Source organism: Hydrogenophaga sp. PML113 (genome assembly GCF_001777155.1).
GTDB classification, from domain to species: domain Bacteria; phylum Pseudomonadota; class Gammaproteobacteria; order Burkholderiales; family Burkholderiaceae_C; genus Hydrogenophaga; species Hydrogenophaga borbori.
This window is the reverse complement of record NZ_MIYM01000002.1, coordinates 218,004-238,403: the sequence shown is the minus strand read 5'-3', so window position 1 is coordinate 238,403 and position 20,400 is coordinate 218,004. Positions and strand designations below refer to the sequence as shown.

At 70.7% G+C, this 20,400-nt stretch carries 16 protein-coding genes; 10 read left to right on the top strand and 6 right to left on the bottom strand.

Annotated features, from left to right (window positions below):
- Window positions 1-4 precede the first annotated feature (4 nt).
- On the bottom strand, window positions 5-466 hold the full coding sequence (locus tag BHU06_RS22765; protein ID WP_070397993.1) for a hypothetical protein: 462 nt from the start codon (window positions 464-466) through the stop codon (window positions 5-7).
- Between the two features lie 73 nt (window positions 467-539).
- A complete protein-coding gene (locus BHU06_RS04710) occupies window positions 540-2,027 on the bottom strand; it encodes a Ppx/GppA phosphatase family protein (RefSeq protein WP_070397992.1) in 1,488 nt (495 codons plus the stop codon).
- A gap of 196 nt (window positions 2,028-2,223) precedes the next feature.
- Between BHU06_RS04710 and pstS the strand changes: the two genes are divergently transcribed.
- The 7 genes from pstS (at window position 2,224) to phoR (ending at window position 8,983) form a co-directional block, all read left to right on the top strand.
- Entirely contained in the window at window positions 2,224-3,255 is a 1,032-nt protein-coding gene (gene pstS, locus BHU06_RS04705; protein ID WP_070397991.1) for a phosphate ABC transporter substrate-binding protein PstS, read from the top strand.
- 145 nt (window positions 3,256-3,400) lie between these two features.
- Window positions 3,401-4,393, top strand: a complete 993-nt coding sequence (gene pstC / locus BHU06_RS04700; protein WP_175442804.1) for a phosphate ABC transporter permease subunit PstC — start codon at window positions 3,401-3,403, stop codon at window positions 4,391-4,393.
- A gap of 19 nt (window positions 4,394-4,412) precedes the next feature.
- A complete protein-coding gene (pstA, locus tag BHU06_RS04695) occupies window positions 4,413-5,267 on the top strand; it encodes a phosphate ABC transporter permease PstA (protein ID WP_070397989.1) in 855 nt (284 codons plus the stop codon).
- 38 nt (window positions 5,268-5,305) lie between these two features.
- Complete coding sequence (pstB, locus tag BHU06_RS04690) at window positions 5,306-6,133, top strand: phosphate ABC transporter ATP-binding protein PstB (protein WP_083292913.1); 828 nt, start codon at window positions 5,306-5,308, stop codon at window positions 6,131-6,133.
- A 39-nt stretch (window positions 6,134-6,172) separates the two neighbouring features.
- Window positions 6,173-6,874: a phosphate signaling complex protein PhoU gene (gene phoU, locus BHU06_RS04685; RefSeq protein ID WP_070397988.1), complete on the top strand. Its 702-nt coding sequence runs from the start codon at window positions 6,173-6,175 to the stop codon at window positions 6,872-6,874.
- Window positions 6,871-7,602 carry a phosphate regulon transcriptional regulator PhoB gene (gene phoB, locus BHU06_RS04680; protein WP_070397987.1) on the top strand — a complete coding sequence of 244 codons (732 nt, stop codon included), beginning with the start codon at window positions 6,871-6,873 and terminating at the stop codon, window positions 7,600-7,602. The genes phoU and phoB overlap by 4 nt, the downstream gene beginning before the upstream one ends.
- A gap of 58 nt (window positions 7,603-7,660) precedes the next feature.
- Complete coding sequence (gene phoR / locus BHU06_RS04675) at window positions 7,661-8,983, top strand: phosphate regulon sensor histidine kinase PhoR (protein ID WP_083292911.1); 1,323 nt, start codon at window positions 7,661-7,663, stop codon at window positions 8,981-8,983.
- 12 nt (window positions 8,984-8,995) lie between these two features.
- Here phoR and BHU06_RS04670 read toward each other — a convergent pair whose 3' ends face one another.
- From BHU06_RS04670 to trxA, 4 genes are all read right to left on the bottom strand, one after another.
- Window positions 8,996-10,699, bottom strand: coding sequence for a glycosyltransferase family 39 protein (locus BHU06_RS04670; protein ID WP_070397986.1), 1,704 nt, complete (start codon window positions 10,697-10,699; stop codon window positions 8,996-8,998).
- A gap of 110 nt (window positions 10,700-10,809) precedes the next feature.
- On the bottom strand, window positions 10,810-11,064 hold the full coding sequence (locus BHU06_RS04665) for a type B 50S ribosomal protein L31 (protein WP_070397985.1): 255 nt from the start codon (window positions 11,062-11,064) through the stop codon (window positions 10,810-10,812).
- 166 nt (window positions 11,065-11,230) lie between these two features.
- Complete coding sequence (gene rho, locus BHU06_RS04660) at window positions 11,231-12,493, bottom strand: transcription termination factor Rho (RefSeq protein ID WP_070397984.1); 1,263 nt, start codon at window positions 12,491-12,493, stop codon at window positions 11,231-11,233.
- 205 nt (window positions 12,494-12,698) lie between these two features.
- Window positions 12,699-13,031 (bottom strand): thioredoxin TrxA, encoded by a 333-nt coding sequence (gene trxA, locus BHU06_RS04655; RefSeq protein WP_070397983.1) that lies wholly within the window; start codon window positions 13,029-13,031, stop codon window positions 12,699-12,701.
- Between the two features lie 162 nt (window positions 13,032-13,193).
- On the opposite strand from trxA, the gene BHU06_RS04650 reads away from it, so the two are divergent.
- The 3 genes from BHU06_RS04650 to BHU06_RS04640 are packed head-to-tail and all read left to right on the top strand — an operon-like array spanning window position 13,194 to window position 20,361.
- Window positions 13,194-15,779 carry a PD-(D/E)XK nuclease family protein gene (locus BHU06_RS04650; protein WP_070397982.1) on the top strand — a complete coding sequence of 862 codons (2,586 nt, stop codon included), beginning with the start codon at window positions 13,194-13,196 and terminating at the stop codon, window positions 15,777-15,779.
- A complete protein-coding gene (locus BHU06_RS04645; protein WP_070397981.1) occupies window positions 15,776-19,048 on the top strand; it encodes an exodeoxyribonuclease V subunit beta in 3,273 nt (1,090 codons plus the stop codon). Before BHU06_RS04650 ends, BHU06_RS04645 begins: the two co-directional genes overlap by 4 nt.
- Complete coding sequence (locus BHU06_RS04640) at window positions 19,045-20,361, top strand: TIGR03862 family flavoprotein (RefSeq protein WP_070397980.1); 1,317 nt, start codon at window positions 19,045-19,047, stop codon at window positions 20,359-20,361. The genes BHU06_RS04645 and BHU06_RS04640 overlap by 4 nt, the downstream gene beginning before the upstream one ends.
- The last annotated feature ends 39 nt before the right edge of the window (window positions 20,362-20,400 follow it).

Here is a 20,400-nt window from a genome sequence, read left to right as displayed (position 1 = left end):
CGGCTCAGGCGGCCTTGGCGGGCGCCTTGCGGGGAGCGGCCTTCCTGGCGGGGGCCGGCTTCGCCGCGGCTTTGGCCGTGGGTTTTGCGGCGGTCTTTGCCGGCGCCTTCGGGGCGGCCTTGGCAACGGGTTTTGTGGCGGCTTGGGGGGCCTTCTTGGCCGCTGGCTTCTTCGCCGCGGCCTTTCGCTTCGACGGGGCCGGCGGGGCGGAGGGTGCCTTGGCGGCCGGCCGGCCGGTCTTGAGTGTGGGCACGGTGGCCACGGCGGTCTTGTAGGCGGCGTCGCTCAGGCCTTGCAGCACCATCAGTCCGGCGCGCAGCAACTCGCTCTTCTTGACGCTGATGCCCAGCGCGATGGCGCGGGTCTTGAGCGTTTCGATCGCGGCGAACTCGTTCTTCGGGATGGTGAAGCTGTCGCGAACGAGCTTGGGCTTCTTGCTGGTGGACTTGTCGGTGGCTGGGGCCATGAACGCTCCTCGGTGAATAAGAGGCGTTCAGTATAAACCGTATAAACGGTTTATATGAAAGATCGGGGGCGGCTCAGCGGACGTCCGCCGTGAACTTCCAGGCCGACACCTTCTGCCAGGCCTGTACCTCTTCACCCAGCAGCCAGGCAGACTGCGGGAAGCGCCGGGCCCAGCCCGATGGCGTGGACAGCTTGAAAGCGCCCGACTTGTAGCTCAGGCGCATCGCCTGGTATTCGGGCATCTGGCGCGCGTGGCACAGCAGCACCGCCAGTCGCAGGCAGATGAGCTGTTTGGCGAACAGCTCGTCCTGCAGCGACTGCTCCAGCTTGCGCAGCTTGCCGCGCTGGCCCAGCACCAGTTCGCTCATGCGGTGCAGTTCGCGCAGCGAGAAACCCGGTGCGTCCAGGTTGTCCAGGATGTAGGCCCCGTGGTGGTGGTTGCGCTCGTGCGAGATGTGCGAGCCGATCTCGTGCAGCTGCGCGGCCCAGGCCAGCTTCTGCGAGTAGCGGCTGTCCTGCTCGTCCGGCGCGGCGATCTGCGAGAACAGGGCATTGGCCACCTCGCCCACGCGGCGTGCCTGCGCCTCGTCGGCCGAGAAGCGCTGCGCCAGCCAGCGCACGGTGCGCTCGCGCACATCACCGCCATCGCTCTCGCGATCGATCAGGTCGTACAGCGCGCCGTGGCGCAGCGCGCCCTGCGCGGGCAGCATCTGGTCCAGGCCGTAGAGGTCGAAGATCGCGCGCAACACCGCCAGGCCGCCCGCCAGCACGGGACGGCGGTCGTCCTTCAGGCCGTCGAGGCGCAGGTTGTCCACGTGGCCGGCGCGCAGCAGCCGCTCGGTCAGCCAGTCCAGGCCGGAGCGGGTGATCAGTCCCATGGCCCAGCCGTTGGCACCCAGCATGTCGGCGATGGAGCCCACCGTGCCGGAGGAGCCGTAGGCGACGTGCCATTGCGCGGGCGGGAACTTGTCCAGCGCCTCGTCCAGCACGGCCTTGGCGGCCACCTCGGCGGTCTTGAGCGTGGACGCGGTGAACTGGCCGCGCGGGAAGTAGCGCGAGGACCAGGCCACGCTGCCCAGCCGATAGGACTCCAGCACCTCGGCGGTGTAGCCTTGGCCCATGATCATTTCGGTGGAGCGCCCGCCGATGTCCACCACCAGGCGGCGCTCGTCGGAATGCGGCAGCAGCCGCGAGACGCCCTGGTAGATCAGCCGCGCCTCCTCGTGGCCCGAAACCACCTCGATCGGAAAGCCCAGCACCTGCTGCGCCCGGTTGAGGAATTCGTCCCGGTTGCGGGCCTCGCGCAAGGTCTGCGTGGCCACGGCGCGCACCTGCTGCTTCTTGAAGCCCTGCAAGCGCTCGCCGAAGCGCGCCAGGCATTCCCAGCCGCGCACCATGGCGGCCGAACCCAGGTTTTTCTCCTCGTCCAGCCCGTTGCCCTGGCGCACCGTTTCCTTCAGGTACTCCACCCGCTCGATGTGGCCGGCGTGGTAGCGGCCGATCTCCAGGCGAAAGCTGTTCGAGCCGAGGTCAACGGCGGCGAGGAGGGTTCCGTTTTGCATGGAGAAATGGGGGGCGTGCGGGTGAACCCCGCAGGGAGGCGAGGCGCCAATTGTGACGCATGCCCCGGGCGTGGGCGGTGGCGGGGGTGGCGTGGGCGGTTCTTTTTATGACGGGCTTTTGATGTCACGCAGCTGTCACACAGCCTCCATAAAGTCCGTTTGTCCGCCTTTTCCGCAACCCCTGAGGACCCCTCGCATGAACAGCAAACGCACCCTCCTGAAAGCCCTGGCCGCTGCCGCGATGGCCACCGTCGCGCTCGGCACCGCGCACGCCGCCGACATCACCGGCGCCGGCGCCACGTTCCCGTTCCCGATCTATGCCAAGTGGGCGGAGATGTACAAGGCTCAGACGGGTACCGGCCTGAACTACCAGTCGATCGGCTCGTCGGGTGGTCTGCGCCAGATCCGCGCCAAGACGGTGGCCTTCGGTGCCTCCGATGCCCCGGTGAGCGGCGCCGACCTCGACAAGGACGCCATGGTGCAGTTCCCGGCCATCATCGGCGGCACCGTGCCGGTGTTCAACCTCGAAGGTTTCGCCCCCGGCTCGGTGCGCATCACCGGCCCGGTGCTGGCCGAGATGTTCCTGGGCAAGATCACCGCCTGGAACGATGCCAAGATCGCCGCGCTGAACCCCGGCAAGACCCTGCCCAACACCGCCATCACCGTGGTGCACCGCGCCGACGGTTCGGGCACGACCTTCAACTTCACCGACTACCTGAGCGCCGTCAGCAAGGACTGGGCCGACGCCGTGGGCAAGGGCGCCGCCGTGAAGTGGCCGGCCGCCACCTCGGTGGGTGGCAAGGGCAACGAAGGCGTGGCCGCCAACGTCAGCCGCACCCGCGGCGCGATCGGCTACGTTGAGTACGCCTACGCCAAGAAGAACAACATCCCCCACATGACCCTGCAGAACGCCGACGGCCAATACGTGCAGCCCGACGACAAGAGCTTCGCGGCCGCCGCCGCTGGCGTGGACTGGTTCAGCGTGCCGGGCATGGGCGTGTCCATGGTGAATGCCAAGGGCAAGGACAGCTGGCCCATCAGCACCGCCTCGTTCATCCTCATGTACAAGCAACCGGCCGACAAGGCGCAATCGGCCGAGGTGCTCAAGTTCTTCGACTGGGCGTTCAAGAACGGCAAGCAGGCCGCCATCGACCTGGACTACGTGCCGATGCCCGACGCGGTGACCGGCCAGATCCGCGACAAGGTCTGGTCGCAGATCGCCCGCTGATCGGCTGGGCCCAGGCCCCGACGAACCCACCGGTGGGCAGAGGCCGGCCGGTGGGTTTTTTCGGTCCGATGTCTGTCATACAGTCCGTCATAAACGGCCCGAAGGGGGTCCGATGAACACCACCACCCGCAGCGCAGACCCCAGCATGGCTTCCTCCCGTTCCCCATCCGGTACGCGTGACCAGCGCAGCGACGACGCCATGGTGGCCGTCGCCCGCCGCCAGCAATGGCAAGACCTGGTCTTTCACCGCCTGACCCAGGCTTTCTCGCTGCTGGTGCTCGTGGCGCTGGTGGGCATCATTGTTTCCCTCTTCCTCAACGCCTGGCCCACCTTCAAGACCTTTGGCTTGAAGTTCCTGTGGACCGTGGAGTGGGACATCGTCAATGAGCAGTACGGCGCCGCCATCGCGATCGTCGGCACCCTGCTCAGCGCGGGCATCGCCATGCTGTTCGGCGTGCCGCTGGCCTTCGGCATTGCGCTCTTCCTCACCGAAACCTGTCCCGTGTGGCTGCGCCGGCCGCTGGGCACCGCCATCGAACTGCTGGCGGCCGTGCCGTCCATCATCTACGGCATGTTCGGCCTGTTCGTGTTTGCGCCGGTGTTCGCCGACTACTTTCAGGTGCCGGTGCGCGAGCTGATGATGGGCATGCCCCTGATCGGCTGGCTGTTCGGCGGCGCGCCCAACGGCTTGGGCATCCTGGCGGCGGGCGTCATCCTGGCGTTCATGGTGCTGCCGTTCATCGCGGCGGTGATGCGCGACGTCTTCGAGATCACGCCACCCATCCTGCGCGAATCGGCCTACGGCCTGGGCTGCACCACCTGGGAGGTGGTCGCCAAGGTGGTGCTGCCGTACACGCAGAAGGGCGTCATCGGCGGCATCATGCTCGGCCTGGGGCGCGCCCTGGGCGAGACCATGGCCGTCACCTTCGTGATCGGCAACGCCAACCGCATGCCCACCTCGCTGTTCTCGCCCGGCACCTCCATCGCCTCGGTGCTGGCCAATGAGTTCGGCGAGGCCGAGGGCCTGCACTTCAACACCCTGTTCGCCTTGGGCTTCCTGCTGTTCTGCATCACCTTCGTGGTGCTGGCACTGGCCAAGTGGATGATCCTGCGCACCGAGAAGGCCAAGGGCGCCTGAGCCCCGAGCGAGACACACCATGCAGATGAACCAATCGCTCTACAAGCGCCGCCAGCGCACCAACCTCATTGGCCTGAGCCTGTCCATGGGCGCCATGGGCCTGGGGCTGTTCGTGCTGCTGTGGATCCTGTGGGTCCTGTTCTCCAACGGTCTGGCGGGCCTGGACCTCAACGTTTTCACCGCCGACACGCCGGCCCCGGGGTCGGAGGGGGGCGGCCTGCGCAACGCCTTGCTGGGCAGCCTGATGATCGTTGGCCTGTCGGTGCTGGTGTCCACGCCGGTGGGCATCCTGGCGGGCATCTACCTCACCGAGTACGGCGACAACAGCAAGGTGGCCGAGTTCACGCGCTTCGTCACCGACATCATGCTGTCGGCCCCCTCCATCGTGCTGGGCCTGTTCGTGTACTCCATCGCGGTCGCCACGGCGGGCCATTTCTCGGGCTACGCGGGCAGCCTGGCGCTGTCGCTGATCGCCGTGCCGGTCGTCGTTCGCACCACTGAGAACATGCTGCGCCTGGTGCCCGGCAGTCTGCGCGAGGCGGCCTTCGCGCTCGGCGCGCCGCGCTGGAAGGTCTCGCTCATGGTCACGCTGCGCGCGGCCAAGAGCGGCGTCATCACCGGCTTGCTGCTGGCGGTGGCCCGCATCAGTGGTGAAACCGCGCCGCTGCTGTTCACCGCGCTGAGCAACCAGTTCTTCAGCACCGACATGAGCCGCCCCATGGCGAACCTGCCGGTGGTGATCTTCCAGTTCGCCATGAGCCCCTACGACAACTGGGTCCGCCTGGCCTGGGCTGGCGCGCTGATCATCACGCTCACCGTGCTGGCGCTCAACATCCTGGCGCGCGTGTTCTTCCGCGACAAGGTGAAGGCCTGACGCCCACGCGAGCCGACCGCACAACAAGGAACACGACCATGTCCGAATCCACCATCGCTATCCGCCCAGAGAACCTGGCCGCCAGCCGTGCGCCCGCTGCCCCGGGCGAAGCGCGCAACGCCCTCGAGGTGCGCAACCTGAACTTCTTCTACGGCAAGTTCCAGGGCCTCAAGAACGTCACGCTGGACATCCAGGAAAAGCGCGTCACGGCCTTCATCGGCCCCTCGGGCTGCGGCAAGTCCACGCTGCTGCGCACGCTCAACCGCATGTACAGCCTGTACCCCGGTCAGCGCGCCGAGGGCGAGATCCGCCTGTATGGACAGAACATCCTCGACCCCAAGCAGGACCTGAACCTGCTGCGCGCGCGCATCGGCATGGTGTTCCAGAAGCCCACGCCGTTCCCGATGTCGATCTACGACAACATCGCCTTCGGCGTGCGCCTGTATGAGAACCTGTCGCGCAGCGACATGGACGACCGCGTGGAATGGGCCTTGACCAAAGCCGCGCTGTGGAAGGAAGTGAAGGACAAGCTCAGCCAGAGCGGCCTGTCGCTGTCCGGCGGCCAGCAGCAGCGCCTGTGCATCGCGCGCAGCGTGGCGGTCAAGCCCTCGGTGCTGCTGCTCGACGAACCCACGTCCGCGCTGGACCCGATCTCCACCGGCAAGGTCGAGGAGCTGGTGCACGAGCTCAAGTCCGACTACACCATCGCCATCGTCACGCACAACATGCAGCAGGCCGCGCGCTGCAGCGACTACACCGCTTACATGTACCTGGGCGAATTGATCGAGTTCGGCGCCACCGAGCAGATCTTCTTCAAGCCGACCAAGACGGCGACCGAGGACTACATCACCGGCCGCTTCGGCTGATCCGGCCCTGCAGACGCCAACCCCACGGGAGACACGCGAATGAGCGACAAACACCTGTCCAGCCAGTTCGACGCCGAGCTGAACTCCATCTCCACCCACGTGCTCGAGATGGGCGGCCTGGTCGAATCCCAGCTTCACCAGGCGGTCTACGCCCTGGGCAACATGAGCCTGGAGTCCGCCCTCCAGGTGGAAGAGAACGAGAACCGCATCAACCAGATGGAGCTGTCGATCGACCACGAGATCATCTCGACGATCGGACGCCGCCAACCCACGGCGCGTGACCTGCGCTTCCTGATGGCGATCTCGCGCACCACGCAGAACCTGGAGCGCGCGGGCGATGAAGTGGCGCGCATGGCACGCATGGTCAAATCCATCATCGGCAACGGCACGCCGCGCAACCTGCCCATCTCCGAGCTGCGCCTGGCGGCCGACCTGGCCGCCGCGCTGCTGCGCAAGTCGCTGGACTCTTTCGCGCGCCTGGACACGCAGATGGCGGTGTCCATCATCAAGGCCGACGACCAGATCGACGAGGAGTACAACGGCTTCCTGCGCAAACTCATCACCTACATGATGGAAGATCCGCGCACCATCTCGCCGAGCCTGGACCTGCTGTTCCTGGCCAAGTCCATCGAGCGCATCGGCGACCACGCGAAGAACATCGCCGAGCAAATCATTTTCATCGTCAAGGGCGAAGACGTCCGTCACACGCCCGTCGACAAAGTGGAGTCCGTTGCCGGATGAGAAAGCTGCCCCGGATCCTGGTCGTCGAGGACGAACCCTCGATCGCCGAACTGATCGCCGTCAACCTGCGCCACAACGGCTTCGCGCCCACCATCGTGTTCGATGGCGCGGCCGCTCAGCGCGAGGTGGACGCGGTGTTGCCCGACGTGATCCTGCTCGATTGGATGCTGCCCGGCGAAAGCGGCGCGGTGCTGGCGCGCCAGTGGCGCAAGAGCGAGCGCACCAAGAGCGTGCCCATCCTCATGCTCACCGCGCGCAGCGACGAGAGCGACAAGGTGCAGGGCCTGGACGCCGGTGCCGACGACTACATCACCAAGCCCTTCTCCACGCAGGAACTGCTCGCGCGCATCCGCGCGGTGCTGCGCCGCCGCGCGCCCGAGATCGTCAACGACTCGGTGCAGGTGGGCGAGCTCACGCTCGACGCGGCCACCTACCGTGTGAGCTTTCGCGGGCGCGAACTCAAGGTGGGGCCCACCGAGTTCAAGCTGCTGCACTACCTCATGAAGCACGCGGAGCGCGTGCACACCCGTGGTACGCTGCTCGACAAGGTCTGGGGAGACCATGTCTTCATCGAGGAGCGCACCGTGGACGTTCACGTCAAGCGATTGAGGGAGTCCCTGGGTGAGGCCTCGACCATGATCGAGACGGTGCGCGGCGCGGGTTACCGCCTCACCGCCATGGGCAGCCCCGCACGCCAGACACCCGGCACGCCGCTCTCGGCGACATGAGCCCGGCCCGGCCGCCCGCCAGGGCTCGCACCACGGTCCCTTGCGCGCCCGTGACACCATGAGCCGCCGGATTCTGGAGCTGCTGCTGCTGGTGGCGCTGGGGGCGGCGGTGGGCTGGGCCGCCGACCGCGCGGCCCTGGCGTTCGTGGGGGCCCTGGCGGGCTGCTCGATCTGGATCGTGCGCGACGCTCTGCGTGCCCAGCGCGTGCTGCGCTGGCTCAACAAGGCCGATGCCTCGCGCATGCCCGAACTCGGTGGCTTCTGGGGCGAACTGCTCGACCGGTGCCGCAAGCTGATCAAGAAGCTGGAGAAAAAGGCCGCCAGCAGCGACGCCCGCCTGGAAGACTTCCTGGCCGCGATCCAGGCCTCGCCGAACGGTGTGGTGCTGCTGGACGCCACGGGCCGCATCGAGTGGGCCAACCTCACCGCGTCCAACCAGCTGGGCTTCGATCCGCAGCGCGACCTTGGGCAATACGTGCGCAACCTGGTGCGCCACCCGGCGTTCAACGCCTACCTGAGCGCGGGGGATTTCGGGCACGAGATCACCATCGACGGCATCGGGCCGCGCCCCTCGCAGCCGACCAAAATATCGCTGCAGATCCACCCGTATGGCAAGAAGCGCAAGCTGATGATCACGCGCGACGTCACGGCCGTGCAACTGGCCGAGACGATGCGGCGCGACTTCGTGGCCAACGTGTCGCACGAGATCCGCACGCCGCTGACGGTGCTCAGCGGCTTCGTGGAAACCATGCAGAGCCTGGAGCTCAGCGAAGAGGAGCGCCAGCAGTACCTGGGCCTCATGAGCCAGCAGGCGCACCGCATGCAGACGCTGGTGAACGACCTGCTGACCTTGTCGCGGCTGGAGGGCAGCCCGGCGCCGGGGCCGGGGGAGTGGATCGGCACGCAGGAATTGCTGGAGCATGTGGTGCAGGAGGCGCGTGGCCTGAGCCAGGCGATCGCCAGCACGCCGCACCGCATCGAGCCGTCGGCGAACAGCGCCTCGTTCTGGGTGTCGGGCGCCAAGACGGAGCTGATCAGCGCGATGTCCAACCTGATGAGCAACGCCGTGCGCTACACGCCCGGTGGCGGCCGCATCGAGCCGGGCTGGCGCATCAACGACGAAGGCCTGGCGGAGTTCTATGTCAGCGACTCGGGCCCCGGCATCGCGGCCGAACACCTGCCGCGCCTGACGGAGCGCTTCTACCGCGTGGACCGCAGCCGCTCGCGCGAGACCGGCGGAACGGGCCTGGGACTGGCCATCGTGAAGCACGTGGCGCAGCGGCACGGCGGGCGCATCGACGTGCAGAGCACGGTGGGGCAGGGCACGACCTTCACCATCTCCCTGCCGCCCACACGGGTTCGGACCACGGCACCGGACTGAGGCGAGCCGGGCTCAGCGTCCCACGCGCAGGTACAGCACCAGGCTTTCCTTGCTGTCGTTGAGGCGCCAGAGGTTGGCCTTGAAGGCCCACTGCGTGAGATCGACGCGTTGGTGCAGGCTGCTCTGGCTCTGCGGGGTGGCGATCAGGCTGCGGCAGTCGGCGCCGGCCGGGTCGTTCTGGCCGGTTCGCACCAGCCTCAGCCCGCCGTGGTGGCGCAGGGCCGCGATCTGCGCCTGGGACAGGCCATCGGCGAGTACGCAGGATTGCGGAGGCACCAGCTCCGCGATGCGCCGCGAGATCGGGCCATAGCTGCGGCCGAAGTCCAGCAGCGGCAGCCACAGGGTCATCAGCAGAAGCCAGCACAGCGTACTGCCGGCGGCGGGCAGCACCAGGCTTTTCCAGATGGCTTCGCGGTGGCGGCCCACGCGCCAGGACACGAGCCACAGCCAGGCCAGCGTGGCCGCGGCGCCGAGCGCGAACAGCAGGAAGGAGAACTCGGGTACGAAACCCGGTGCCAGGCGCGCCACGTTGGCGGCGGGCTTGGCCGGCACGCCGGTCATCATGGCCACCCAGATCACCCAGATGACCAAGGCGCAGAAGGAGAAGAAGAGCAGCGTGAACCAGTCGATCAGCGCCGCCACGCTGCGCCGCAGGGTGGGCAGGGCGAAGGCGGCCAGCGCGGCCAGCGCGGGCAGGGCGAGCAGCAGGGCGCGGTCGCGCTCCGGATCCAGCGCGGAGTGCAGCACCACGATCAGTGCGGCCCACAACGGCAGGGCCACGTGGGGCTGTTGCCACTGGCGGCGCCAGCGCCACACCGTCCAGAGCGCCAGCGGCCAGGTCGGCCAGGTGAACCAGAGCAGCAGCCGGCCCCAGCTGTCCCAGGGGCGGCTCAGTGCCAGGGACGCGTCGGGCAGCGCCAGGGCGCCCGCCCAGGCACTGCCCAGGGTCATGAGCGCGCCGATGGCGCTGGCGGCGCCGAGCGTGACCGCGTCGCTGCGGTCCTCGCCGCGCTGAGCCTGGCGGTTGAACCACAGCAGCGCCAGCCAGCCCAGGCCCAGGGCCAGGCCCAGCGTGGCCGAGCCGCTGAGCGCCAGCGCCAGCCAGCCACCCGCCCACCACAGCAGGCCGCGCCAGGCGCGGGGCAGGCCGGGGTGCGCCAGCCGGGCGGCGCCCAGCAGCATGGCCGCCGTGGCGGTCAGGCGCACCCCGTCGGGCGTGGTTTCGTGCGAGAACTGCGCCAGGCCCAGGCAGGCCACCAGGGCCAGCAAGCCGGCGTCGGCCAGGGCGCGGGCATAGTCGGCCGGCCGCGCCTCACCGCCGAAGGCGAAGGCCACGGGCAGGGCGGCGGGCTGGCGCGCCAGCTGGTACACCGCGTACCAGGTGCAGCTCAGGGTGAGCGCCAGCAGCAGGCCGAAGGGCAGGCGGGCGGCGAAATCGGGAGGCAGGAACGGCAGGGCCTTGATGAACAGCGCGCCCAGCCAGTAGGGCAGCAGGGCGGTGTCTTCCACCGGCAGGCCCAGCACGGCGGGGTGCCACCAGCTGCCGCCGGCGGCCATCTCGGCCATGGCCCCGAACGCGCCCACGTCGGCGTTCTTCCAGGGCTCGCGGCCCAGGAAGCCGGGCAGCACATAGGCCACGCAGAACAGAATCAGGGCCACGCGCGGCAGGCGGCGCACGGCCGACTGGCTCACGATGGCGGGCGTCGGGCGGTTCACGGCTGGGGACTATACAAGCGGCGTGGCCGGGGCAAGCGGCGTGCGCGTGGGGGCAGGGGCGAAAAAAAAGCAGCCGGTGGCGGCTGCTTTTGGGGGGCCAGGCGCCAGGCTTATTTGGCTGCTTTGGCGTAGCGGTTGCGGAACTTCTCGACGCGGCCGCCCATGTTGTCCACGCTCTTCTGCGTGCCCGTGTAGAAGGGGTGCGACTCGCTGGAGGTGTCGAGCTTGAACAGCGGCAGCTCGCGGCCATCGTCCAGCTTGACGGTTTCCTTGGTGGGGGCGCAGGAATTGATGATGAACTGGGCGCCGTTCGACAGGTCCTGGAAGCAGACCGGGCGGTAGTTCGGGTGGATGCCTTCTTTCATGGCGGTTCCTTGTGGTCGGTTGCGACAGCCGCGCCGGAACCCTTCCGACGTACTTGCCGCCAAGCAAAGCCGGCGATTATAGCCGAGCGGGAATGTCTGACCGGGAATGGCGAGGGACCGGCTTGGCCGGGCCGCAGGCCTTGTTCCCGCTCAGGGGCGCAGGGGCTTACCCGCCTCGGCGCATCATGTCGAAGAACTCGGAGTTGTTCTTCGTGGCCTTCATGCTCTTGAGGACCATTTCCATGGCCTCGATCTCGTCCATGTTGTACATGAACTGGCGCAGGATACGGGTCTTCTGCAGGATCTCGGGCTGCAGCAGCAGCTCTTCGCGGCGGGTGCCGCTGCGGTTGAGCTGGATGGAGGGAAAGACGCGCTTTTCGTACAGGCGGCGGTCGAGGTGGATCTCGCAGTTGCCGGTGCCCTTGAACTCCTCGAAGATCACCTCGTCCATGCGCGAGCCGGTGTCGACCAGGGCGGTGGCGATGATGGTGAGCGAACCGCCTTCCTCCACCTTGCGCGCCGCGCCGAAGAACCGCTTGGGCCGCTGCAGGGCGTTGGCGTCCACGCCGCCGGTGAGCACCTTGCCCGAGGAGGGCAGCACGTTGTTGTAGGCGCGGGCCAGGCGGGTGATCGAGTCGAGCATGATCACCACGTCCTTCTTGAGCTCGACCAGGCGCTTGGCGCGCTCGATCACCATCTCGGCCACGTGCACGTGGCGGGCGGCCGGTTCGTCGAAGGTGGAGGCGATGACCTCGCCGCGCACGGTGCGCTGCATTTCGGTCACTTCCTCGGGGCGCTCGTCCACCAGCAGGACCATGAGCTCCACGTCGGGGTGGTTGGCGGTGATGGCGTGGCAGATGTGCTGCATCATCACCGTCTTGCCGCTCTTGGGCGGGGCGACGATCAGCGCGCGCTGGCCGCGGCCGATGGGCGCGATGATGTCGATGATGCGACCGGTGATGTTCTCTTCGCTCTTGATGTCGCGTTCCAGGCGCATCTGCTCCTTGGGGAACAGCGGCGTCAGGTTCTCGAACATGATCTTGTGCTTGTTCTCCTCGGGAGCCAGGCCGTTGATCTTGTCGAGCTTGTTGAGGGCGAAGTAGCGTTCGCCGTCCTTGGGGATGCGGACCTCGCCCTCGATCATGTCGCCGGTGTGCAGGTTGAAGCGGCGGATCTGGCTGGGCGAGATGTAGATGTCGTCGGTGCTGGCCGTGTAGCTGGTGTCCGGCGCGCGCAGGAAGCCGAAGCCGTCCGGCAGGACCTCGAGCACGCCGTCAGCGAAGATCTGTTCGCCGGCTTTCGCGCGCTTCTTGATGATGGCGAACATCAGCTCCTGCTTGCGCATGCGGCCGGTGTTTTCGATTTCGAGCGCTTCGGCCTGCTTGACCACTTCGGAAACGTGCAGGGCCTTGAGTTCGTTCAGGTGCATAGCCGTCACTCCAGGGCGGAGGCGATAGGGGGATGAGCGGGGAGGTGGGCGCTGCGGTCCGGATGACGGACGTTGCGCTGGGGAAAAGCGGCGGGCTTGCTGCCCGCGTTGCGCCGGATTATGACAGGAATCGCTGTGTGTGCGCCCTGTCGTCGAGCCCGCGCGCGGCTCGGGGCCCGGGCGGGCGCCCGGGCCAGGGAGGAGGTCAGGCCAGCTGCTGGTCGATGAAGGCGGTGAGCTGGGCCTTGCTGAGGGCGCCCACCTTGGTGGCGGCGAGCTGGCCGTCCTTGAACAGCATCAGCGTGGGGATGCCGCGGATGCCGAACTTGGCGGGCACGTCGCGGTTGTCGTCGACGTTGAGCTTGGCGACCTGCAGCTTGCCGTCGTAGGTGCCGGCGACCTCGTCCAGGATGGGCGCGATCATCTTGCAGGGGCCGCACCATTCGGCCCAGAAGTCCACCAGCACCGGGGCTTTGCTGTCCAGCACATCGGCCTTGAAGCTGGCATCGGAAACGTGTTTGATCAGGTCGCTGGCCATGGTTCGTCCTTGGGTGTTCGGTGAGCGGTGGGAGGTTACAGTGCGGCGCTTGCGGCAGGCCGGGCGTCGACATCGGCTCCCCCGTACGAGCGGCCGCATTGTGACAGAAACCCCCCATCCATGACGCCAGCGCCCGCGAGACCTCACGACGAGTCAGCCCTTGTGGCCGGCGCTGTGCAGGACGGCGAGGTGCCGTGCGCGTGGCGCCTGCCGCTGGACGAACTGGCGCGCCAGGCCGCCCAGGCTGGCCTGGCGCCGTCGCGCGTGGTCGTGCTGCTGCCCTACGGGGCGCTTGTGGCCGAGGCGCGCCGCGCCTGGGCCGCCCGTGCGCCGCAGGCCTCGGGCTTCGCGCCGCGCTTCACCACGGCGCGCGATTGGGCCGCCGCGCTGTCGCCCTGGCGGCCGGGCTCGGACGACATCAGCCACGACATGGCGCGCGACGCGCTGGTGGCCGCCGCCTGGATCGAGCGCGTGGTGCGCGAGCGCTTGGAGCCCGGCCTGCGCCGCGAACTGGTGGCGCGCCTCATCGGCGCCGCGCGGCAGCTGGCCCCCCTGGCGGCCGCGCAGCCGCCCGAGCGGCGCGCGGCCTGGGCCGAGGACCGCCGCGCCGCGCTGGCCGCCACGCTGGGCTCGGCCGCCGCGCAATGGGAGTCGCTGGTGGCGAGCCTGGCCATCACCTGGGCAGGCAGTTCGGCCTACGTCACCGACGCCTTGTGGTCACCGCTGGCCGCGCCCGGCGCCGACGCCGACCGCCTGCTGTGCCTGCCCGGCCACCACCCCGACCCGCTGGCCGAGGCCCTGCTGACCCACTGGGGCGATAGCGCCGGCCGGCTCGCCTGGTCGGCGCCCGCCGAGCCGGCCCCGCGCGTGTGGGCCTGTGAGGATTTCGAGGCCGAGGCCCAGGCCGCGGCCGCCTGCGCCATCGAACACCTCAATGCCGGGCGTGCGCCGGTGGCGCTGATCGCCAACGACCGCCTGCTCACCCGCCGCGCGAGCGCGCTGCTGGTGGGCGCTGGCGTGCGCCTGCGCGACGAGACCGGCTGGAAGCTGTCTACCACGCGCGCGGCCGCCAGCCTGATGGCCCTGCTGCGCGCGGCCGACGCGCGCGCCAGCACCGACGAGGTGCTGGATTGGCTCAAGCTCTCGCCGGCCTTCCCGCCGCAGGCGGTGGAGTCGCTGGAGCGGCGGCTGCGGCAGAGGGGGGTGGCGCGCTGGTCCGCCGTGCCGCTGGACTGGCGCGGCGCCGACATCGATCCCCAGCGCACCGAACTGCAGGCCGCGCGCCCCTTGCTGCTGTGGCTCCAGGACACCGCGGCGGCCCTGGAGCGCAGCGGCCAGTGGGCCGCCCTGCAGGCCGACGAAGCCGGCCGCCAACTGATCGGCGTGTTGCGCCTGGGTGAGGGCGCGCACGAACTCGACGGCCTGGGTGAGGCCGCCGCCGGCGAGCGCGGCGCGAAGGCCCGCTGGCCGCTCACGGCCTTCGCCGCCTGGGTGCGCGACGTGCTCGAAGGCGCGGTGTTCCAGCCCACCGTGGCCGGCGCGCCGCAGGTCGTCGTGCTGCCGATGGCGCAGCGCCTGGGCCGCCGCGTGGCCGCCGTGGTGGCACCCGGCTGCGACGAACGCCACCTGAGCGCCAGCCCCGAGCCCGACAGCGCCTGGACCGCCGCGCAGCGCGAGCTGCTGGGCCTGCCCGACCGCGAGGCCCTGGCGCGTGCCGAGGCCTCGGCCTGGGCGCAGCTGTTCGACGGCGCGCCGGTGGACGCGCTGTGGCGCCGCCACGAGGCCGGTGAGGCGTTGCTGCCCAGCGCCTTCATCGACGGCATCGCGCCGCGCCCGGCCAGCGAGCTGCTGCCCGCCAGCGCCCTGCCCGCGGGCGGCACGGCCCCGCCGGCGGCCCGCGCGCCCGCGCTGCTGCCCGAACGCCTGTCCGCCAGCGCCTACGACGACCTGCGCACTTGCCCCTACCGCTTCTTCGCGCGCCGCCAGTTGCGGCTCGACGAGGTGGACGAGCTCGACGCCGAGCCCGACCAGGGCGACCTGGGCAACTGGCTGCACGCGGTGCTGCGCGCTTTCCACGAAGCGCGCGGCGACGATCGCCCCGGCGAGGACGCCGACCGCGCCGCGCTCGACGCGCTGGCCGAGCGCGTGGCGCTGGACATGGGTCTCGGCGACGAGGTGCAGGCCGGCGGCTTCCTGCCCTACCGCGCCGTCTGGCCCTCGCTGCGCGAGGCCTACCTGCGCTGGCTCTGGCCGCACGAGGCCGAGGGCTGGCGATTCGTGGCGGCCGAGGCCGAGCGCGAGCAGCGCGTGGGCCGCTGGGCCTTGTACGGCCGGCTCGACCGCATCGACGCGCGGCGCGACGCCGAGGGCGGCGAGAGCTTCGTCATCGACCACAAAACCGAGAGCCGCGCGCGCACCGAAGCGCGCGTGAAGGAGCCGATGGAGGACACGCAGCTGGCGTTCTACGCCGCGCTGCTGCCCGAGCCGCGCCTGCGCGCCGCTTACCTCAGCATCGCCGACACGCGCGGCGAGCGCGACGAACCCGCGAAGCTGATCGAGCAGACCGAGGTATTGGCCGCGCGCGACGCCATCGTGCAGGGCCTGGTGCACGACCTCGACCGCGTGGCCGGCGGTGCCGCCATGCGGGCGCTGGGCGAGGGCACGGCCTGCGAGTACTGCGCGGCGCGCGGCCTGTGCCGCAAGGATTTCTGGACCGGTGCGGCCACGGGTGATGGGGGAGAGCCATGACCGGGCTCGCCTACCGCGTCGACGGCCAGCCCGCCGGCCCGCAGACCTTCTATGCCCGCGCCTGCGACCCGGCGCGCAGCGTGGCGGTGGAGGCCTGCGCCGGCGCCGGCAAAACCTGGATGCTGGTCTCACGCATCCTGCGCGCGCTGCTCGACGGCGCGCTGCCGCAGGACATCCTGGCCATCACCTTCACCAAGAAGGCCGCCGGCGAGATGCGCGAACGCCTGCAGCAGGCGGTGGCCGAATGGTCCTCGCAGGGCGACGACGAACTGTGCGCCGCGCTGGTGATGCGCGGCCTGAACGAGGCCGCCGCGCGCGCCCTGGTGCCCGCCGCGCGCGGCCTGCGCGAGCGGCTGCGCCAGCACGGCCGTCCGGTGCAGCTGCGCACCTTCCACAGCTGGTTCGCGGCGCTGCTGCGCGGCGCGCCCCTGTCGGTGCTGCAAGAGCTGGGCCTGCCGCCGCAGTACGAGCTGCAGGAGGACGACAGCGCCATCCTGCAGCGGCTGTGGCCGCGGTTTTATGCCGCGCTTGCGCAGGACGCCGCCGCGCGCGAGGACTTCTTCGCCAGCGTGGCCGACATCGGCCGCCACCAGACCCTGGCCGCGCTGCGCAACGCGGTCGCCAAGCGGGTGGAGTTCCAGTGGGCCGACAGCGCGGGCGCCGTCGACGGCGCCGTGCGGCCGCTGGCTGAGCAAATGCCCGGCTGGGCCGGCGCGGGCGACGACCCCGTGGCCTGGTTGGTGCGCGGCGAGCGCTTTCGCGCCGAGCTGCTGGCCGCGGCGGCGGCGCTGGGCGGCCTCGCCAAGGCCAAGAAGGCGGAGACCGCCGCGCGCGAACTGGAGCAGGCGGTATCGGCCGGCGACGGCCGCGCCGCGATCGCCGCCTTGACCACCGCCAAGGGCACGCCGCGCAAGCTGGGCGAGCAGGCCGATGCGCTGCCCGCCGTGCAGGCCGCGCACACGCGCATCGAAGAAGCCCTGCAGGCCGAGCGCCAGCAGCGCGCCTGGGTGCACCACCAGCGGCTCGCGCGGCTCACGCGTGTGCTGCTGGGCGCGCTGGCCGACCTCAAGCGCGAGCGCGGCTGGGTCGACATGAACGACGTGGAGGGCGCGGCGCGCCGCCTGCTGGGCGACGCCGAGCTCTCCGGCTGGCTGCAGCAGCGCCTGGACGCGCGCGTGCGCCACCTGCTCATCGACGAATTCCAGGACACCAACCCGCTGCAATGGCAGGCCCTGTACGGCTGGCTCTCGGCCTACGCGGGCGCCGGGCCGGGGCAGGCCCCCAGCGTCTTCATCGTCGGCGACCCCAAGCAGTCCATCTACCGCTTCCGCCGCGCCGAGCCGCAGGTGTTCCGCGCGGCCCAGGCCTTCGTGGTTCAGGGCCTGGGCGGCTCGCTGCTGGCCTGCGACCACACGCGCCGCTGCGCCACTGCCGTGGTGGACGCCGTCAACACCGTCCTGCAGCGGGCCGTGGACGCGGGCGAGTACGGCGAGGCCGTGGGCGCGGCCTTCCGCCCCCACACCACCGCCAGCGCGCAGGCGGGTGCGGTGCTGTCCCTGCCCGTGGTCCCGCGCGAGGCGCGCGCCCCCACCGAGGCGGGGGACCCGGGCGCCTGGCGCGACAGCCTGGCCACGCCACGCCATCTGGCTGAGGACCTGATGAGCGAGCGGGAGGCCCGCCAGGCGGCCGACTGGATCGCCGATCAGATCGCCGCTGGCCGGTTGCGCGCCGACGAGGTGATGGTGCTCGCGCGCAAGCGCGAACGCCTGGGCTGGATGCACGAGGCCCTGCGCGAGCGCGGCATCGCCAGCGAACAGCCCGAGAAGCTGGACCTGGCCGAGGCGCCCGCCGTGCAGGACGTCATTGCGCTCATCGACGCCCTGGTGTCGCCGGGCCACGACCTGAGCCTGGCGCGCGCCCTGCGCTCGCCCATCGGCGGCTGGAGCGACGAGGACCTGGCCGCGCTGGCCGCCGCCGTGCGCGCCGCCGGCGCGGGCGCGCGCTGGTGGCCCGTGCTGCAGGACGCGGCCGGGTCGGCCGAGGCCCCGTCGCTGTGGCGCGATACCGCCACCCGCTGGCGGGCCTGGCGCGAGGCACTGCTGAACCTGCCGCCGCACGACGCGCTCTCGCTCGTGTTCCGCGATGGCGATTTGCCCGCGCGCTACCTGCGCGCCGTGCCGCCCGCGCAGCGCGCCGCCACGCTGGCGCAGCTGCAGGCCCTGCTGGCGCAGGCGCTCGACCACGAAGGTGGCCGCTTCCTCAGCGCCTACCGTTTCGTGCGCGCGCTCAAGGCCGGTGGCACGCCGCTGCCGCCGGTGGCCACGCCCGGCGCAGTGCGCCTGCTCACCATCCACGGCGCCAAGGGCCTGGAGGCCGACACCGTGCTGCTGCTCGACACCGACGCCGCGCCCGCGCGCGCCGAGACCATGGGCGTGCTGGTCGACTGGCCCGGCGAGGCGCCGCAGCCGCGCCGCTTCGTCTTCCTGGCGAGCGAGAAGTCGGCGCCGCTCTGCGCCCAGGCGCTGCTCGACGCCGAGCGCCGCGCGCGCTCGCTGGAAGAACTCAACGCGCTCTACGTGGCCATGACGCGAGCCGGCCGCCGGCTCGTGGTGTCCAGCTTCGAGCCCGGCCGCGCGAGCGCCGGCGCGTCCTGGTGGCAGCGGCTGTCGCCGCTCGCCGAGCCGCTGGCCGCGCCCGAGGCCGCCGCGCCCGCCGCGCGGGCCGAGGCCGAGCCGTTTGTCCTGCACGCCTTGCCCGGCTTGCGCGTGGCCCCGGAGCCGGTGGCCGACACCGAGGCGGCCGAAGCCGACGAGCAGACCCGCTTCGGTCGCGCCGTGCACCAGCTGCTGCAGTGGTGTCCCACCCCCGCGCGCGGGTTCGACTGGACCCCCACGCACCAGCGCGCCGCCGCCGAGCGGCACGCGCTCGACGCCGCCGGCGGCGCCCGGGCCGTCGAGGCCGCGCGCCGCATCGTGCGCGGCGAAGCGGCCTGGGCCTGGGACGACCAGCTCGTCGAACAATGGGGCAACGAGGTGGAGCTGCTGCACGGCGGACAGCTGCGCCGCCTCGACCGCCTGGTGCGCGAGCGCGCCAGCGGCACCTGGTGGGTGCTGGACTTCAAGACCCACGAAGCGCCGCACACCGTGCCCGCGCACCGCGAGCAGATGGCGGCTTACCGCGCGGCGGTGTCGGCCATCCACCCCGGAGAGCCGCTGCGCCTGGCGTTCATCAACCCGCAAGGGCGGGTGTTCGAATGGAGCGGTGAATGAAACCTGATCAAGGCGTGGCCATCGTTGGCGGTGGCCCGGCGGGCCTGATGGCGGCCGAGGTGCTGTCGGGCGCCGGCGTGCCCGTGGACCTGTACGACGCCATGCCCTCGGTGGGACGCAAGTTCCTGCTCGCCGGCAAGGGCGGCCTCAACCTCACGCACGCCGAAGCCTTCGAGTCCTTCGTGTCGCGCTTCGGCGAACGCGCCGGGGCGCTGAGGCCCCTGCTCGAACGCTTCGGCCCGCAGCAGGTGCGCGACTGGGCCGAGGGCCTGGGCATCGGCACCTTCGTCGGCAGTTCGCGGCGCGTGTTCCCCACCGACATGAAGGCCGCGCCGCTGCTGCGCGCCTGGCTGCACCGGCTGCGGCACCCGGCGCCGGGTGGTGAGCCGGTGCACCTCCACATGCGGCACCGCTGGCTGGGCTTCGGTGCCGATGGTGGGCTGCGCTTCCACACCCCCGACGGCGAACGGACGGTGCACGCGCGCGCCGCCTTGCTGGCCCTGGGCGGTGCGAGCTGGCCGCGCCTGGGCTCCGACGGCGCCTGGGTGCCGCGCCTGCGCGAGGCGGGTCTCGACGTGGCCGATCTGCGGGCCGCCAACTGCGGCTTCGACGTGGCGGGTGCGCTGACGCGCGGGGTGGCCGAAGGATGGAGCGCCGTGTTCGCCGAACGCTGGGCGGGCCAGCCCTTCAAGACCGTGGCGGTGGCGGTCGGCGGGCCGCCGACCGCGCCGCCTGGTGCGCTCCCAGATGCTTCCCCCCCAGATGCGCGGCGGTGGCACCGCGGCGAGTTCGTCGCCACCGCCACCGGCGTCGAAGGCAGCCTGGTCTATGCGCTGTCGGCGCCGCTGCGCGAGTGCATCGCGCGTGAGGGCTCGGCCACGCTGTGGGTCGACCTGCTGCCCGACCGCTCGGCCGAGCGCGTGCTGGCCGAGGTGGCGCACCCGCGCGGCTCGCGCAGCCTGTCCAGCCATTTGAAGGGCCGACTCGGGCTCGACGGCATCAAACTCGCCTTGCTGAACGAATGCCTGGACCGCGAGGCCATGCACGACGCCGCGCGCCTCGCGGCGGCCATCAAGGCCCTGCCGCTGCGCCTGATCCGCCCCCGCCCGATGGCCGAGGCCATCAGCACGGCCGGCGGCGTGCGGCTGGAGTCTTTGGACGAGGGCCTGATGGCGCGCGGGCGGCCCGGCCTGTTCGTGGCGGGCGAGATGCTCGACTGGGAGGCCCCAACTGGCGGCTACCTGCTGACGGCCAGCCTGGCCAGCGGAGCGTGGGCGGGAGAGGCGATGCGGCGCTGGGTGCGGCCGGGCTGAACGGCCAGGGCTTGGTGGCGGTGGCGAGGGGCGCGGATG

Excerpts from the sequence above, each read along its gene's own strand:
- BHU06_RS22765 (WP_070397993.1), bottom strand. The coding sequence starts at position 466 with ATGGCCCCAGCCACCGACAAGTCCACCAGCAAGAAGCCCAAGCTCGTT.
- BHU06_RS04710 (WP_070397992.1), bottom strand. The coding sequence starts at position 2,027 with ATGCAAAACGGAACCCTCCTCGCCGCCGTTGACCTCGGCTCGAACAGC.
- pstS (WP_070397991.1), top strand. The coding sequence starts at position 2,224 with ATGAACAGCAAACGCACCCTCCTGAAAGCCCTGGCCGCTGCCGCGATG.
- pstC (WP_175442804.1), top strand. The coding sequence starts at position 3,401 with ATGGCTTCCTCCCGTTCCCCATCCGGTACGCGTGACCAGCGCAGCGAC.
- pstA (WP_070397989.1), top strand. The coding sequence starts at position 4,413 with ATGCAGATGAACCAATCGCTCTACAAGCGCCGCCAGCGCACCAACCTC.
- pstB (WP_083292913.1), top strand. The coding sequence starts at position 5,306 with ATGTCCGAATCCACCATCGCTATCCGCCCAGAGAACCTGGCCGCCAGC.
- phoU (WP_070397988.1), top strand. The coding sequence starts at position 6,173 with ATGAGCGACAAACACCTGTCCAGCCAGTTCGACGCCGAGCTGAACTCC.
- phoB (WP_070397987.1), top strand. The coding sequence starts at position 6,871 with ATGAGAAAGCTGCCCCGGATCCTGGTCGTCGAGGACGAACCCTCGATC.
- phoR (WP_083292911.1), top strand. The coding sequence starts at position 7,661 with ATGAGCCGCCGGATTCTGGAGCTGCTGCTGCTGGTGGCGCTGGGGGCG.
- BHU06_RS04665 (WP_070397985.1), bottom strand. The coding sequence starts at position 11,064 with ATGAAAGAAGGCATCCACCCGAACTACCGCCCGGTCTGCTTCCAGGAC.
- rho (WP_070397984.1), bottom strand. The coding sequence starts at position 12,493 with ATGCACCTGAACGAACTCAAGGCCCTGCACGTTTCCGAAGTGGTCAAG.
- trxA (WP_070397983.1), bottom strand. The coding sequence starts at position 13,031 with ATGGCCAGCGACCTGATCAAACACGTTTCCGATGCCAGCTTCAAGGCC.
- BHU06_RS04645 (WP_070397981.1), top strand. The coding sequence starts at position 15,776 with ATGACCGGGCTCGCCTACCGCGTCGACGGCCAGCCCGCCGGCCCGCAG.
- BHU06_RS04640 (WP_070397980.1), top strand. The coding sequence starts at position 19,045 with ATGAAACCTGATCAAGGCGTGGCCATCGTTGGCGGTGGCCCGGCGGGC.